The organism is Luteimonas sp. Soil_C_5 (assembly GCF_057656615.1).
In genome coordinates, this window is record NZ_JBDGKA010000002.1 from 865489 (window position 1) to 881701 (window position 16213).

The following is a 16213-nucleotide window of genomic DNA, read 5'->3' on the forward strand; positions in this document are numbered from 1 at the left end:
GCGCATGTCCACGCTGCCGTCCCCGTTGCGGCCACGTCCCGCGCCCGCGCCGCCGCGCGGCTGGTGGCAGCGCAACTGGAAGTGGGCGTTGCCGGTCGTCGTGGTCACCTTCGTCGCCCTGGTGGGGGCGTTCGTCGCGATCATGCTGTTCGCGATCCGCGGCTCGATGATGCGCTCGGACGTCTACGCCGACGCACTGGCACGCGCCCGCGCGCATCCCGAACTCGTCGCGACGATCGGCACGCCGATCACACCTGGCTTCATGCCGATGGGCTCGATCAGCACCTCGACCGACGATGGCGGCTCGGGCCGCGCGGACCTGGTGATCGGCATCGAAGGCCCGCGCGGTGCAGGTCACCTGGTCGCGAGCGCAGAGCGTCGACTCGGTGCATGGACCTGGGAATCGCTGCTGTACATGCCGGGCGACCACGACCCCGGGCAGATCCTCACCATCGCCGAGGCGGACACGCCGGTCGAACACCACGCACTGCCTGCGCCGTGACCTCCGGCCATTGCCGGCACGCACGCGAGCGCCTACGGTCGGCGTTCGCCCTTGCCGCTGGTGCTGCCATGAAACCGCTCGTCCTCGCGATCGCCCTGTCCCTCGCCGCGCCGCTCACGGCCCTCGCCCACACCGATGACGCCAAGGCCGCCGTCGCCGCGTCGCAGACCGCATCGCCGGCCTGGGTCACACGCAGCAACGAACTCTCGCAGATCCTGATCGACGCCCAGGCGCCGTTCCAGCCCGAGTTCGCAGGGTTTTTCGGCGTGCCCGGCTACGACGACCAGGTCGCCGACTTTGGTCCCGACAACGCAGCACGTTACCGCGCGGCACTCGCCGGCGCGCGCACGAAGCTGCAGACCCAGCTCGAGCTCGAGCGCGACGCCAACGTGCGCCAGGACCTGCAGATCCTGCTGACCAGCATCGACCAGAGCATCGAAGGCAGCACGCTCAACGAAAAATACCTGCTGCCATGGGCGGATGCCCCGCAGCAGATCTTCGGCGGCATCAACGACCTGCTGTCAGCGCAGACGCCGCCCGAGCGCCGGGCCAAGGCCATCGACCGTCTCAAGCGCTACACCGGCCTGACCGAAGGCAGCACGCCGATCACCGAGCTCGCGCGTGCCCGCTACGAAGAGCGTCTGTCGAATCCCGAACTGCTGCAGCCGACGAAGCTCGAAGTGCAGCGCGCACTCGACGGCACCGACACCTACATCGCCGGCATCCGCAAGCTGTTCGAGGAATACAAGATCGAAGGCGCGGAGGAAGCGCTGGACGCGGCCGCGAAGCAGATCACCGACTACGCCACCTGGACCCGCACCACCGTGCTGCCGAAGGCGCGCGAAGACACGCGCCTGCCGCCGGAGCTCTATGCGTTCGGGCTCAAGCAGTACGGCACCGATGTCGACCCGCAGCTGCTGATGCAGCGCGCGCAGCTGGCCTTCATGGAGATCCGCGCGCAGATGCAGCAGCTTGCACCGCTGGTCGCCAAGGAAAGGGGCATCGACGCGACCGACTACCGCGAGGTCATCGCCGCGCTCAAGCGCGACACGATTCCCAACGCGCGTCTGGAAGCGAGCTATCGCGAAGTGATCGACGCGATCGATCCGATCATCGAGCGCGAGAACATCGTCGACGTGCCGCAGCGCGAGATGCAGATGCGCCTGGGTTCGGACGCCGAATCGGCCGCGCAGCCCGCGCCGCATTTCCGCCCCGCGCCGCTGGTCGGCAACACCGGTCAGCAGGGCACGTTCGTACTGCCGGTCGGTAACCCGGGCGGTACGGGCGACGACGCGGCCTACGACGACTTCAACTTCGACGCCGTGCGCTGGACGCTGTCGGCGCACGAAGGCCGTCCCGGCCACGAGCTGCAGTTCACCGCGATGGTCGAACGCGGCGTGTCACTGGCGCGTTCGATGTTCGCGTTCAACTCGGTCAACGTCGAAGGCTGGGCGCTGTATGCCGAAGCCGAACTGGTGCCCTACGAACCGCTCGACGGCCAGCTGATCGCGCTGCAGTTCCGCCTGCTGCGCGCCGCCCGCGCGATGCTCGACCCGATGCTCAACCTCGGCACCATCGACCGCGAACGCGCCGGCCGCGTGCTGACAGAAGAGGTGATGCTGTCGCCGGCAATGGCGCGCCAGGAACTGGACCGCTACACCTTCAACGCACCGGGCCAGGCGACGAGCTACTTCTACGGCTACACCCGCATCCTCGAACTGCGCATGCGCACCGAGCTGGCGCTGGGCGCGAAGTTCGACCGCCGCGCGTTCAACAACTTCCTGCTCGACCAGGGCCTGCTGCCGCCGGACCAGCTGGCCGAGGCGGTGGAGACGGTGTTCATCCCGGCGCAGCAGCGTCGTTGATGACGCGGGACGCGGGGCTCAGGGCCCCGCGTCCACGAACACGCGCTGCGCAGCGGTGCGTGCATTGCTGGCACCGCCGTACATCAGTTCGGCGGTGGCCGGCGCGGCGAGATAGTCGCCGCCGTTGCCGGCGCGCAGGAAGTAGTGCAGCGCATGCGTGCCCGCCGGCAGGCGTTCGGCATAGAAGCGCGGCGACCGCGGATCGAGGCGGCGCGTCGCGAACCAGGCACTGCCGGGGTCGGACACCTGCTCCAGATCGAGTCCCGCGATCGCGCCCAACGCCAGATCGGTCGGCCGCAGGCCGCCCGGCACCGCATCGGTGACCGCCACGAAGTAGCGCATCGCGCTCGTGCGCACGGTCAGCGTGACCCGCAGCCAGTCGCCTTCGCGTACGTCGGCACCATCGATCGATGCCCAGTCGCCGTCCCGCAGGACCGCGTAGCCACGTTCGATCGAGAAGCCGACTGCCGACGCGCGGGCCTGACGTGCGTCTTCGTCGAACGCGATCTCGGCGATGTAACCGGCTGGTGCATCGCCCGAAGACCGGTTCGCGATCGCGAGCCGTCCATCCGCGGGCAAGACGTCCTGCGTTTCCGTCTGCACGTCGCCGGGCGCGACGGTCAGCACACGCTCGGCCGGCGTGCCGGGCTGCAGTGCAGCGGACACCGTGCCGCTGCCCGGGCGCGCGACCTCACGCAGGGCCAGCAGACACATCGCAGCGCTTTGTGTGTCGACCGAGTGCGCACCGCCGGCATAGAGATCGCCGAGACCCGCGATCAATGCGCGACGTTCGCTGGCATAGGTTGCATCGCCCTGCAGCAGATCGATCAGTGCGCACTGCTCGCGCAGCCGCGAGCCCATCCAGCGGGTGGCGTCGCCGAACGTGCGCAGCGTGCGCACGGGCCCCTGCGCCGGCGCCTCCTGCAGCAGGCGCACGAGTGCGTCATCGGCAGACGCATGGTTCGCCTGCCGCAGGCCCGACGCCAGGGCGATGCGCGCAGGCATCGCGAGCAAGGCCCAGCGTGCGAAGGTGCCGTCGAACGATTCGGCAGGCGCATCCGTCGACGCCCCGAGCGCGAACGCGTGCTCGTTGACGGCAACGGCATCGGCAGCGGTCGGCAGCAGATCGTCTGCGCGTTCACCGAGGAAATCGCGGGCACGCTGGTCGATGCCGGCGTCGACCGGATGGCCCAGCCGGCGTAGTTCGTCGAACGCGCGGACCGTCCACGCAGTCAGCGCGAACTGCGCGCGGGCGTCGGCATACATCGCGGTTTCGCCGTCGGCGAAGAAGCGGAAATCGCCACCGCGGTTCTGGAACACCGCGGCGTTGTCGAGCGCTTCGCGCACGGCCGCGTCGGCGTCGGGCCAATCGGCCGTGTCGCCGCGCTCGATCGCGAGTGCGGCGGCGACGGCGCGGCTGAGGATCTGTTCCCAGCAGCGATGGCGGTAGTTGCGCATGTCGCCGGTCCAGCGCGACACCAGGCCGGCGACACCGTGCTGCAGGGTGACGTGCAGATGCGCGTTGCTGGCGCCGTCCGGCAGCTGCGGCAGCGCCAGCGAAACCGGCGCCTCACCGAGCCAGCCGGCCTGCAGACGGCGGCCGCGGATCGTCGGTGGCGCGACTTCGATCGTCGCAGCGACCGCGTCGCGTCCGGCGTCCGCTTCGGCCATTGCCAGCACCTGCAGCGTGCCGGGCACAGTGGGCGCGATGGCGGTCGCGATGCTGGCCTGCCCCCGCGGCGACAGCGTCACCGACTGCACATCGCGCACTGGGGGATCGAGACCTTCGATCTGCAACGTGCCCTGCACGTCCGCAGGCGTGTCGCCCGACTGGCGCAGATTCGCGGCCAGGCGCGCGCGGTCACCGGGATACAGGCGCACCGGCGTCTGCAGACGCACTTCGATCGGCAATCCCGTTTCCAGCGTCGCTTCGGCGACATGGAAGTCGTCATCGGCGTCGCTGCTCCATGCGATCGCGCGCCAGCGGGTCAGATTGTCGGGCAGCGTCAGCGGCACCTCGCGGGTTTCGCCGGGCGCCAGTCGCACGCGCGGCAGCCACAGCGCGGCATCGGCGAAGTGCGTCCGCACGCGCGCACGCGCCTGCAAGGCGCGATCCATGTCGCTGCCACGTGGGTCGTCGATGTCGAGATCACGGCGACCGCTGCCGGCCTCGTCGGCCTCATCGAGGAGACGGCTGCCGGTGACCTCGACCCGGTCGAGGCTGCTCGACTGCTGATCGACGCTGGCGCCGATATCGGCGGCCGGGGCGGGCGCGGGTGGCGCCGGCGGCGGCGCTGGCGTATCCATCGCAGTCGGCGCGTCGAACACCACCGGCGGCGCCTCCGGGAACCCGGGCGTGGGAGGCGATGCGTCGCTCGCGGTGACGCCAGCGGCCGCCGCCGTCCAGGGGAGATGGACCTCCCAGGCGCCCGAGCGCTGCCAGAGTACGAAACCCGCCGTCGCCGGGACTCCGTGCGCGGACCGCGCACCGATCCAGGTCCTGCCTGCCGGATCCGAATAGGCGAGGAACGGCGCCGCCAGTGCGCGCAACGCGTCGTCGACGACGGTCAGGGTGACCTCACGCGGCCGGTCGCTGGCGTTGTGCAGCCGTACGCGGTGCTGTCCGCCGGGCGCGGCCTTGCCGGTATCGAAGGCAACCGTGACCGGCGCATCCGGTTCCGCTGTCGACGGCATCGGCACCTCGGCGCGCAACGCGGTCATGTCCGGCGCCGTGCGGATGCCGTCGACGATGGAGGCCGGCGAGGCGTCGCGCACGAACGCGTGCAGCACCGGCGTGCCGCGCCAGTCGCCTGACGTCGGCAGCGTGAGCTGGGCGGTGCTGCCATCGAGAATCTCGACCCGATGCGCGAGCAGCGTGTCGTCGCCGGCGGTGAACACCAGCAGGGCGCGCGCCCGCGCATGCGGCTGGGCCAGCACGAGCCGGGCCGGTTCGCCCGCCGATGCCACGGGCGCCAGCAGTTCGAGCGTCGAACGCTGGCGCGCGCTCGGCGCCGTCCAGCCGGCCCAGACCTGCCGCACGAGCGAAGCCGGCGCGGCGTCACCACTGCGCGCGGTGAACCGGTAGCGGCCCGCCGCCGGGCGCGGCACATCGCAGGTCACCGTTTCGCGGTCCGGCACACTGCAGCGCGCGACCACGTTGGACGCCGCATCCGCCGCGGCGTCGTGCGGCTGGTACTCCACCACCACTTCGACCGGCGCATCGACGACGGCGCCCTCGGCATCGATGACCAGGCCCTGCAACGTGACCGGCGTGCTGCCATCGAACGCGCGCGGTTCGACCTGCAGACCCACGAAGCGGGCGTAGCCGCTGTAACGTGCGGTCGCCGCATTGCTCGCGGTCGCCTCGCGGTCGCCGGGGCGCAATTCGGCGACGACGCGCAGATCGCCGAACGGCACCGGCGTCGCCCCGGGCGCACGCATCGTAACCGGCTGGACAATGCGCGCGCGGCCATCCTGACCGGTCACCGGCGCAGGATCGACCGCGTCGACCAGCGGGACGGCGCCGTGGCCGGCGAAGGATTCGATGAAGGTGTAGGCCGCGTGCTGCGGATAGGCCGATCCGATGCCGCGCGGCGTCACCGTCGCGGTCACGCGCGAGAGCGGAATCCCGGCCGCCGGACCGCCCGAGTAGTAGCCGGCCGAGATGTCGACATCGAAACGTTCGCCATCGCGCAATACCCGCGGCGCCTCGCCCGAGGCCTCGACCCAGAGATCCTGCGCGCGGTGCGTGCCGACGAAGAAGCAGGTGCCGCGCACGTCGGTGTCCTCGCCGATGCCGATGCAGTAGGTGCCATCGGTGAGGTGCACCGGCAACGCGAGTTCGCCGTCGATGCCGCCATCGGCGTCGGGCGTCGCCTCCCAGCGCAGGATCGTCCGGCGCTGGTCGCGATCGAACAGCTGCAATGCACGGGCCGGCTGCGTGTCGATGCGCAACAGGCGGCCACCACTGCGCTGGCGCTGCCACAGCCGGTAGCGCACGGTCTCGCCGCTGCGGTACATCGGCCGGTCCGACACGCCCCAGGCCTGCAGCGGCGCGGTCCGGCCCAGGCTCAGGCGGTAGGCCGCCGGTTGCCAGGCCGGCAGCACCGCGCGGCGCGCACGGTCGCCGCGGCCCTGGCTCGCGCGCAGCAGCCACATCGGGAACCCGTCGGTGTCGCGCGCGTCGTCGGCGATGGCATCGGGCACGCGCAGGCGGGCGACGCCATCGCGCCCAGTCTTTGCGGTCGCGATGACGCGCGGCGCGACGTCGGCGCGGTCCATCCACAGCAGTTCGACCTGCGCGCCGGTCACCGGCGCATCCGCGTCCCAGGCGTTGGCCCAGGCCAGCACCTCGCGACGCCCGGCGACCGCGAACAGATCGAAATCGGGCGCGGCGAATTCCAGCGTCGACGGACGCGCGCCGACGTCCGGACGCCAGCGTGCCCAGCCGCCCTCGCCCAGCACACGTGTGGTGAGATCCGATGCGATCGGCTGCGGCCGGGCCAGCGCAGGTGCTTCGGCGAACGCGCGACCGGTGTGCAGCGTGCGGCCGAGGCCGGTCACATCGATGTCGACCCGGGCGGTGTTGACCGCTTCGGCAAGCGCCTCCGGCATCGCGTCGACGTCGGCGATCAGGCGGCGTTGTTCGGGCGCACGCAGCGCGGGGCGGAACGGCCCGACACGCAGGGCGATCCGCGCAGGCTGGATCGGCGTCGCTGTCCCCGGTGCACGCAGGTCGGCGGGCACATCGAATGTCACCTCGGCGCCGGGCGTGTCGAAGGCGATGCGGGCAGTCCGCCCCGGGGTCACCGCCATCGACCGGCCGTTATCGGTGAACACGCCGGCCTGGTTGGACCAGCCGAGGAACCGCGCGCCCGCCGGCAGTGCGGCCGCCAGCCGGGCCTCGTCGGCACGCTCGAGTGGATGCGAGAACCAGAGTTCGACCGGCTCGCCGGCGACGCAGGTCAGCGCGACCTCGCCATCGCGATTGCGCGCATGCGTGGCCCGGGTCGGCGCCCGGCACTGGCCGCCGCGGATGCCGAAGGACTCGCGCGCGAGCAGGCGCAGCAGCGAGGCGTCCTGGACGCCGGGCAGTGGCCCGGCCGTGCTGCGCAGACCGGGCACGATCGACAGCTCGACGATTTGGTCGCGGCCCTCGCCGAGCCCCAGGGTCGCGGTGTCCAGGTCGAACGCCGCCGCATTGTTCCAGTGGCTTGCCGGTGCAGCGATCAGGGCCGAAGCCGGCAGATGCACCGGCCGGCCATCGACTGTCAGTCGCAGCGCCGCGGCAAGGGCCTCGGGCATGGCCGGCAATTCGGACAGGACGCGGATGACCGGCAGGCCGTCGCGCCATCGGCCGGCATGTGCGGCCACGGTCGGGCGCGCCGTCTCCGCGTCCAGCACCCGGGGCGCGACGGCGACGCCCTGCTGCGTCGTCAGACCGGCCGCGACCTGGATGCGATAGCGCGTCGCGGACGTCGGCTCCGCAGCGCCGAAATCGCAGTGGAGCATCAGGTCGCTGCTCCAGCTGCAGGTCGCCGGAAGTGCGGGCTGCAGGCGCACGAGGCCATCGCTGCGCGGGTTGTCCCAGGTCTGCATCGGTTCGGAGAACCACAGTTGCAGCGCGCCGTACTCGAATCGGGCGTCGATCCGGGTCGCGTGTACGGACGTGGCGGCGAGGCCACACGCCAGTGCAAGTGAAATTCCCACCACACGGCGCATCCACGCGCCCGAACCTGCCGCTGTCCGCATCGTCCTGCTGCTCCCTGCCGAAGACGGCACCAGCGTACACGGCGCCGCGTGCGCGATCGCCGCGCCATGGGTGCACTGCATATGGGTACCCGCCACTCGTGTGCCCGCCCGGTCCCTGGCAAGGGCCTGCGCCCGGGTACGGACGCGTGCACGACACGCACCGGCGCCGGCACCGGCGCCGGCGGATCGTCCGCCAGCCGGCGCTCAGCTCAGCCGCGCGATCATCCGCTGATGCCCGATGATCCGCGCCCAGCGTGTGCCGACATCCATCCAGCAGACGTAGGCGGCCTCGCGGGCGATGCGCCACAGCGTGTCCGGGCGCCAGGACAGCGTGGGCTCGGCCGCGCACAGTTCCCAGTCCAGCCCCAGCCGGTCGGCGAGGAACGCGCAGCGCGCCAGGTGGTAGCGGCTGCTCAGCAGGGTGACGGCGGGCGCCGCGCCGGGTGCTTCGACATCCAGCAGCAGACGGGCATTGCGCAGATTCTGCAGGGTGTCGCGCGACCGGTCCTCGAGCAGCAGCGAGGCGTCGTCGGCCACGCCGAGCGCCAGCAGCGCCTGATGCGCGAGTGCCGCTTCGGTCGGGGCGCCGGCCGGTCCCCCGCCCAGCAGCAGCATGCTGCGCGACGGTCGCGACTCCCACAGCGTGGCGGCACGCGACAGGCGGGCCTGGAAATCGGCGTCCAGCTGGCCTGCGGGCGCGTGCTTGCCGAACAGCAGCAGGCAGTCACCGCGGTCCGGGACGCAGGGCGCGGTGCGCGCCACCCGCCACACGTGCACCACGTAGCCGACATACACCAGTCCCAGGCTGAGCACGCACGCGGCCGCCGCCACGACCAGCGCATGCAGCGCATCGCCGTCGACGAGCAGCTTGAGGCGGAGCAGCAGGCGGGATCGGGCCATGACGGGCGTCCGGGCACGGCCGGCGCGTGGGTGGCGGCAGTCGATTCTAGCCTCACGCCCGGTGGCTATACTCGGCCCCCTTCCAGATGGACCCCCCGCGTGCCCGAAACGCAGTCGATTCCGCCGATGCCGGCCGTTGCCATCCGTGCCTACACGGCGACCACAGCGCTCGGACGCGGCAATGCCGCCCAGCGCGAGGCGCTGCGCGCGCGCCGCGGCGGTTTGCGTCGCAACGATTTCGGCGACGCACCGCTGCCGACCTGGATCGGCCGCGTGGACGGACTCGAGGAGGCGCCGCTGCCGGCCGCCCTGGCGCGCTGGGAGTGCCGCAACAACCGCCTGGCCTGGCTGGCCCTGCAGCAGGACGGACTGCAGGCCACGCTCGACGGCCTGATCGGGCGCCATGGCGCCGACCGGATCGCGCTCGTCATGGGCACGTCGACGTCGAGCATCGGCGCCAGCGAAGAGGGTTACGCACGCGCATCGGTCGATGCCGACGGCGCCCGCCACATGCCCGATGATCTGGCCCGGCCGATCGTGCACACGCCGCATTCGCTGGGCGATTTCCTGCAGCACGCGACCGGCCTGCGCGGGCCCTGCATCACCGTCGCCACGGCCTGTTCGTCGAGCGCCAAGGTCTTCGCCCAGGCGGCCCGGATGATCGAGGCCGGCGTCGTCGACGCGGCCCTGGTCGGCGGCGTCGACACCCTCTGCGGCAGCGTGCTGTTCGGCTTCAACGCGCTCGGCCTGGTGTCGCAGAATCCCTGCCAGCCCTTCGATGCCCACCGCGACGGTCTGTCGCTGGGCGAAGCCGGCGGCTTCGCGATCCTGGAGCGCGCCACCGGCGACGACGCCGGCCTGCAGCTGCGCGGCTACGGCGAATCCAGCGATTCGCACCACATGTCGGCGCCGCATCCCGAAGGACTCGGCGCCCTGCTCGCGATGCGCGGCGCCCTGGCGCGCGCCGGGATCAACGCCGGCGACGTCGGCTATCTCAACCTGCACGGCACCTCGACGCCGGCCAACGACACCGTCGAGGCGCGTGCGATCGGCACGCTGTTCCCCGCCAGCCTGCATGCCAGTTCGACCAAGGGCTGGACCGGCCATACCCTGGGCGCGGCCGGCATCGTCGAATCGGTGTTCGCGCTGATCGCGCTGGAACACGGCCTGCTGCCGGGCATCCTGCACAGCCAGGTGCGCGATCCGGCCTGCGGGCCGCAGATCCGCTTCGACAACGGCGAAGGCGACATCCGCTACGCCATGAACAATTCCTTCGGCTTCGGCGGCAACAACTGCTCGCTGGTGTTCGGCCGGGCGGTGGCGGCATGAGCACGCTGACCGCGACCATCGGCGGCATCGGGTTCTGGACCAGCGGCCTGCCGGACTGGGACACCGCGGCCGGCTTCGCCCGCACCGGCATGCAGCCCGAGGGCGCGCCCACGCGGCCGTCGCCACAGCTGCTGGCCCCTAATGAACGGCGCCGCGCGCCGGGTTCGGTCGCGGTCGCGCTCGAAGTGGCGCTGGCCGCCTGCCGCGCGGCAGGGCGCGATCCTGCGAGCCTGCCGTCGGTATTCGCCTCGACCCACGGCGATCTGGTGATCACCGACTACATGTGCGAAACGCTGGCGACCGATCCCACCGCGGTGTCGCCGACGAAATTCCATAATTCCGTGCACAACGCCGCGGCCGGTTACTGGACCATCGGCGCCGGCTGCACCGAGGCCGCGACGGCGATCAGCGCCTACGACGCGACCTTCGCCCAGGGCCTGCTGGAAGCGATGCTGCAACTGGCCACGGGCAGCGAGGCGGTGCTGCTGGTCGCCTACGACACCGCGTCCACCGGCCTGCTCGACACCGTGACCCACAGCGAAGGCCTGCTCGGCGCTGCGCTGGTGCTCACCCGCGACGGCAACGGCCCGCGCCTGCGCGCCACGCTGCACGACGGCGAGGCGCCGGCGCACGACGGCCCGCTGGCCGCCCATGTGCCGGCGAATGCGATGGCGCAGATGTTGCCCCTGTTCGATGCATTGGCCACCGGCGCATCGGAGGCCCAGCTGCGCGCGGGCCCGCATCGCCGCCTGCACGTCGGGATCGCGCCGTGAGCGACACGCAGCTGCATCGCGGCAACGTGGCGGTGGTGATTCCCGCACTCAACGAAGCGTTGCGCATCGACGAGGTGGTCTGCAGCGCGCTGGAGTACGCCGATCACGTCATCGTCGTCGACGACGGATCCGAAGATGCGACGCCCGACATCGTCGCCGCGCTGCCGGTCACGCTGCTGCGCCATGCGCAGCGCATGGGCAAGGGCGCGGCGCTGCGCGACGGGTTCGCCGAGGCGCGCCGGCGCGGCTTCGCGGCGGTGGTGACGATGGACGGCGACGGCCAGCACCGCGCCAGCGACATCCCGCGCATGATCGAGGCCGCCAACCAGCACCCGGACTGCATCGTCAACGGCGCCCGTCTGAAGAAGCGCGGCACCCAGCCCTGGTACCGCCGCATCGGCAACGACTTCGGCGACTGGGGCATCTCGGCCACCTGCGGTTTCCGCATGGTCGACACCCAGAGCGGGCAGCGTCTGTATCCCGCCGCGGTGCTCGCGCTGGACGATGTGCCGGGCGAAGGCTTCGTGTTCGAGGCGCAGCTGCTGATCAGCGCCGCACGTCGGCTCGGCTACAGCGTGGTGTCGGTCCCGGTAGAAACGCGTTACCACTGCGCGGGCTCCGACGAGCAGTTCCGCAAGAGCCACTTCCGCCTGTTCCACGACCTCTACCGCATCACCTCGCATGTGCTGGTGCAGGCGCTGGCACACGGCCATCCCCTCCAGACCTATCGCAGCGCGCGCGCCCGGCCGCCGGTCATCTTCGATCCGGCCGCCGACGTGACGCTCCCCATGACCCACGAATCGATTCAAGGAGCCGGATGATGCGCGACGACACCCGCAGTCCCCAAGACGGACACCCCCATACCGACGTCGCCATCCTGGGCGGCGGCCTCGCCGGTCTGACCCTGGCGCTGCAGCTGCGTCAGCGCGATCCCTCGCTGTCGGTGACCGTCATCGAACGGCGCGCGCACCCGGTGCGCGAGGCCGCGCACAAGGTCGGCGAATCGACGGTCGAGATCGGCGCGCACTACTTCGCCGAAGTCCTCGGCCTGCGCGAACACCTGGAGACCGAACAGGTCCGCAAGTACGGCCTGCGCTACTTCTTCACCGATCGCGAATACGACGTGCAGGACTGCAGCGAGATGGGCGTCAGCAAGCTGCTGCCCACGCCGTCGTGGCAGCTCGACCGTGGCCGCTTCGAGAACTTCCTCGGCGACCGCGCGCGCGAGATGGGCGTGGATTTCCGCGACGAGGCCGTCGTGCGCACGCTGGACCTGTCGGAGACCGATGCGCCGCACACGGTGGAATTCGACCACGGCGGCGAGCGCCAGTCGCTGCAGGCGCGCTTCGTCGTCGACGCCTCGGGTCGCGCCGGCCTGATCAAGCGCAAGCTCGGTCTGGCGATGAGCAACGAGCACGACTGCAACGCGGTGTGGTGGCGCATCGACGGCCAGTCGGATCTCGACCAGTGGTCCGACGATCCGCAGTGGCGCGACCGCTTCACGCCGGCGCGCCGGGTGAATTCGACCAACCACATGTGCGGCCCGGGCTACTGGTTCTGGCTGATTCCGCTGGCCTCGGGTTCGCATTCGCTGGGCATCGTCTGCGACGCGAAGATGCACCCGCTCGAGACCATGAACACCTTCGAGAAAGCCATGGAGTGGCTGCGCGTCCATCAGCCGCGCGTGCACGAAGCGCTCGACAAGCCCGAGTACGCGCTGCAGGACTTCCTGTTCCTGCGCCACTTCTCGCACGGCTGCAAGCAGGTGTATTCCAAGCACCGCTGGGCGCTGACCGGCGAGGCCGGGCTGTTCCTCGATCCGTTCTATTCGCCGGGCAGCGACTTCATCGCGATCAGCAACACCTACGTGTGCGAACTGATCGACAAGGATCGCGCCGGCGAGGCCATCGGCCCGTATGCGGACATCTACCAGCAGCTGTACTTCTCGTTCTACGAGAACACGCTGACGCTCTACCAGGACCAGTACCCGATCTTCGGCCATCCGCAGGTCATGCCGATCAAGGTGCTGTGGGACTACGCCTACTACTGGGCGCTGCTGGCCCCGCTGTTCTTCAGCCGGCGCCAGGCCGACCTGTCGATCCTCGCCAAGCTCAAGCCCTCGTTCGCCGAAGGCCGTGCGCTGAACCTGGCGATGCAGGCCCTGATGCGCGAATGGGGCACGCGCGATGCGTCGCCGGATCTGCGCGAAGCCCGCGCCTACGACCAGTACCAGGTCGAGTGGTGCCGCGAAATGAACGGTGGGCTGACCGACGAGCTCGACGATGCCGCCTACATTGCGCGGACCCATCGATCGGTGGCCGCGATGCGCCAGCTGGCGGCCGAAGTCCTGGCCCTGGCACGTGCCTCGATTCCGGACATCGGCGACCACGGCTTGGACGCGCTGCTGAAGTCCCACGACATGACCGCGCATGCCGCCATGCTGCCGCCGCACTGGTTCGAACGGGTGGCCGAAGCCGCCTGATCCACCGGACGTGCTGGACCGGTCGTCGCAAACGCGGCGCCGGTCCAGCCAGGCCACCGGATCGCGTTCTGCGCGGGTGCCGGACAGAAAAACGCCGGCCCAAGGCCGGCGTTTTCGCGTACTGCGTTCGGCTCAGCGCGCCGGGGGCGGCGGCGGTGTCTGCACCGCATCGGCAGGCGGCGGATTCGCCACCCAGATCGCGATGCCGCTGGCGTACTTCTGGCTCGGGCTGATGTTCACGCCGACACCGGCCGACGAGAACGACCGTCCACCGCCGCGACCGACGCCACCGCCGACACTCACCCCGCTGCCGCCGCGGTCGCCGTCCGCCGTGCCCTGGAACAGGACGCCGTTCGCACCCAGGCTGGCGGCTTCACGGCGCAGCTTGTCCAGCACCGAATTGATCTTGTTCTGCTCGCCGTAGGTCAGCGCGCCGCTGCTGGTATTGAGGATCGCGATCTCCTCGTACTGGCCCGGCGGCGGCCCGTGATAGATCCGCACCTGCGCAGGATCGATCGGCGCACGCGGCGTGCCGGTGAGGACATGGGAGCTGGCGCAGCCGGCGAGCAGGCCGACGCCGAGCAACAACGGAAGCAGACGGGAAACGCGCATCGGGGAATCCTCGTGGCGGGTGCAGGGATGATGCGACCCACGGTGTGAATCCGGGTTCATGGCGCTGAAGCGCAACTGGACGTGCAACGCGGGTGGTGTATCCGGCACAGATCCACGCGACGCGGGGCTCAACCGCCCTGCCCGATCCGCGCGCCATCGACCGGGTTCCGCAGCCAGCGCTTGATGTGCCAGGTCAGCGCACGGAAGTTTGAATTCATTTGGAAGCAGCCGCTGGTCAGCCCGCCGCCGCGCCCCTGCATGACGCCGTCGAAGCCCGACACGCGCGTGCCGTCCTGGTACAGCGCCCCGCGTACGCGCAGCGTCTGGGTGTGTTCGATGAACCAGTTGCCGCCCCAGATCGCATCGACGATCTCGACCTTGAGCACGCGGCCGTGCATGTCGGCCAGCGGCGCCTGCGCCGGCTCGGCGACCTTGCGCAGTTCGCGGATCAGCGCGGTATTGAAGTGGCCGGCGACATCGCAGTTGTCGAGGATTTCGGCATCGATGTCGGCGCCTTCGACGACGGACACCGGGACCTGCAGCCGCAGCGTGTCGGCCGCGTGCGCGCCTGTCGCGAACACGCACGCTGCTGCGAACACCGAAGACAACAGAATCATGCGCATCGGAAATTCCTGTGCCGTGGACGCGCGGGCGTCAGCCCATGCCGCCGTTGACGCCGATGACCTGGCCGTTGATGTAAGCCGCCGGTTCCGAGCACAGGAACGCGACCAGCGCCGCGACCTCGTCCGGCGTCCCGGCGCGCGCGGCGGGCACGATCTGTTTGACCACGTCCGCGGGGAACGCGTCGTCGGCCATGCTGCCGGCGATCACGCCGGGCGCCACCACATTCACCGTGATCCCGCGACTGGCCATCTCGCGCGCCAGCGATTTCGACGCACCGTGCAACGCCGCCTTGGCGGCCGCGTAGTTGGTCTGGCCGCGGTTGCCGGTCACGGCGGCCACCGACGACACGCTGACGATCCGCCCCCAGCGCTTGCGCGCCATCGGCAGCAACAGCGGCTGGGTGACGTGGAAGAAGCCATGCAGCGACACGTCAATGACGCGCGTCCACTGCGCCTCGCTCATCCCCGCCATCGGCGCGTCGTCGTGGATGCCGGCGTTGTTGACGATCACCTGGATCGGCCCGCCCTCGAGCAGCCCGTCGATCGCGCGCCGCGTTGTTGCGCCATCGGCCACGTCGAAGGTCACCGCTTCGGCGCTGCCGCCATCGGCGAGGATTCCGGAGACGACGTCCTCGGCGCGTGCGCGATTGCCGTTGGCGTGGACGATCACATGCAGACCATTGGCCGCGAGCTGCCGGCAGATCGCGCCGCCGATGTCGCCACTGCCACCAGTGACGAGGGCGCGTTTGAGTGTCGATGTCATGGCGTGATTGTAGCCAGCCGATGCGGAGGTGTCGGCGTGGCGTGCGGGATTGGGCGTGGTCGGCGGTGTTGGACATCGCGGAATGCGGCTATGGAGGCTGCACGGCGGTGTGTTCGCGTGTCTTGGACTCGGCTTCGGCCTAGCCCTCGACTTCGACTTCGACTTCGACTTCGACTTCGACTTCGACTCGATCTTGGCTTCGATTGCCCTGCCGTCATTCCTGCGGCCGTCATTCCCGCGAAGGCGGGAATCCAAGGACGTTGCGGCCTTCAGATCCAAAGCCCCTGGATTCCCGCCTTCGCGGGAATGACGAGTACTGGCTTCTGCTTCTGCTTCTGCTTCTGCTTCTGCTTCTGCTTCTGCTTCGGCTTCTGCTTCGGCTTCGGCTTCGGCTTCGGCTTCGGCTTCGGCTTCGGCTTTCAGCATTTGACCTGCCGAGCCGTAAAGCGAGCCGAGCATCGCAGGACGGCGGGGCCGTAGAGCAGCCCATGTCTGAGCGAAGCGAGTTTGGGCTGCGTGCCCCGGTGTCCGAGAAGCGCAGGGCACCGGCGCGGCGCAGCCGTGCCGGATCGCGTCCGGCGAAAGGGCTTTTTGGTTCCTTTTTGGCCGGTCA

At 70.4% G+C, this 16213-nt stretch carries 11 protein-coding genes; 6 read left to right on the plus strand and 5 right to left on the minus strand.

The genetic code is table 11. The features are described 5' to 3' along the window. The first annotated feature begins 4 nt into the window (after window positions 1-4). Together AC3A5K_RS08430 and AC3A5K_RS08435 are read left to right on the plus strand one after the other, a co-directional pair. Window positions 5-502 (plus strand): cytochrome c oxidase assembly factor Coa1 family protein, encoded by a 498-nt coding sequence (locus AC3A5K_RS08430; protein ID WP_487617039.1) that lies wholly within the window; start codon window positions 5-7, stop codon window positions 500-502. A gap of 68 nt (window positions 503-570) precedes the next feature. After that, entirely contained in the window at window positions 571-2367 is a 1797-nt protein-coding gene (locus AC3A5K_RS08435; RefSeq protein ID WP_487617040.1) for a DUF885 domain-containing protein, read from the plus strand. A gap of 18 nt (window positions 2368-2385) precedes the next feature. Here AC3A5K_RS08435 and AC3A5K_RS08440 read toward each other — a convergent pair whose 3' ends face one another. After that, window positions 2386-8076 carry an alpha-2-macroglobulin family protein gene (locus AC3A5K_RS08440; RefSeq protein ID WP_487617041.1) on the minus strand — a complete coding sequence of 1897 codons (5691 nt, stop codon included), beginning with the start codon at window positions 8074-8076 and terminating at the stop codon, window positions 2386-2388. Between the two features lie 246 nt (window positions 8077-8322). Beyond that, a complete protein-coding gene (locus AC3A5K_RS08445; RefSeq protein ID WP_487617042.1) occupies window positions 8323-9018 on the minus strand; it encodes a YdcF family protein in 696 nt (231 codons plus the stop codon). A gap of 126 nt (window positions 9019-9144) precedes the next feature. Here AC3A5K_RS08445 and AC3A5K_RS08450 point away from each other — a divergent pair, with 126 nt between their 5' ends. The 4 genes from AC3A5K_RS08450 to AC3A5K_RS08465 are packed head-to-tail and all read left to right on the plus strand — an operon-like array spanning window position 9145 to window position 13602. Continuing rightward, window positions 9145-10347, plus strand: coding sequence for a beta-ketoacyl-[acyl-carrier-protein] synthase family protein (locus AC3A5K_RS08450; protein WP_487617086.1), 1203 nt, complete (start codon window positions 9145-9147; stop codon window positions 10345-10347). Beyond that, on the plus strand, window positions 10344-11120 hold the full coding sequence (locus AC3A5K_RS08455) for a beta-ketoacyl synthase chain length factor (protein ID WP_487617043.1): 777 nt from the start codon (window positions 10344-10346) through the stop codon (window positions 11118-11120). Before AC3A5K_RS08450 ends, AC3A5K_RS08455 begins: the two co-directional genes overlap by 4 nt. Next, a complete protein-coding gene (locus tag AC3A5K_RS08460) occupies window positions 11117-11941 on the plus strand; it encodes a glycosyltransferase family 2 protein (protein ID WP_487617044.1) in 825 nt (274 codons plus the stop codon). Before AC3A5K_RS08455 ends, AC3A5K_RS08460 begins: the two co-directional genes overlap by 4 nt. After that, a complete protein-coding gene (locus AC3A5K_RS08465) occupies window positions 11941-13602 on the plus strand; it encodes an NAD(P)/FAD-dependent oxidoreductase (protein ID WP_487617045.1) in 1662 nt (553 codons plus the stop codon). The genes AC3A5K_RS08460 and AC3A5K_RS08465 overlap by 1 nt, the downstream gene beginning before the upstream one ends. Window positions 13603-13734: 132 nt before the next feature. Here the strand turns inward: AC3A5K_RS08465 and AC3A5K_RS08470 are convergent, their stop codons facing one another. The 3 genes from AC3A5K_RS08470 to fabG form a co-directional block, all read right to left on the minus strand. Next, on the minus strand, window positions 13735-14214 hold the full coding sequence (locus AC3A5K_RS08470) for a hypothetical protein (RefSeq protein ID WP_487617046.1): 480 nt from the start codon (window positions 14212-14214) through the stop codon (window positions 13735-13737). A 128-nt stretch (window positions 14215-14342) separates the two neighbouring features. Continuing rightward, window positions 14343-14837 (minus strand): hypothetical protein, encoded by a 495-nt coding sequence (locus AC3A5K_RS08475; RefSeq protein WP_487617047.1) that lies wholly within the window; start codon window positions 14835-14837, stop codon window positions 14343-14345. Between the two features lie 31 nt (window positions 14838-14868). Next, complete coding sequence (fabG, locus tag AC3A5K_RS08480) at window positions 14869-15600, minus strand: 3-oxoacyl-ACP reductase FabG (RefSeq protein ID WP_487617087.1); 732 nt, start codon at window positions 15598-15600, stop codon at window positions 14869-14871. Window positions 15601-16213 lie beyond the last annotated feature (613 nt).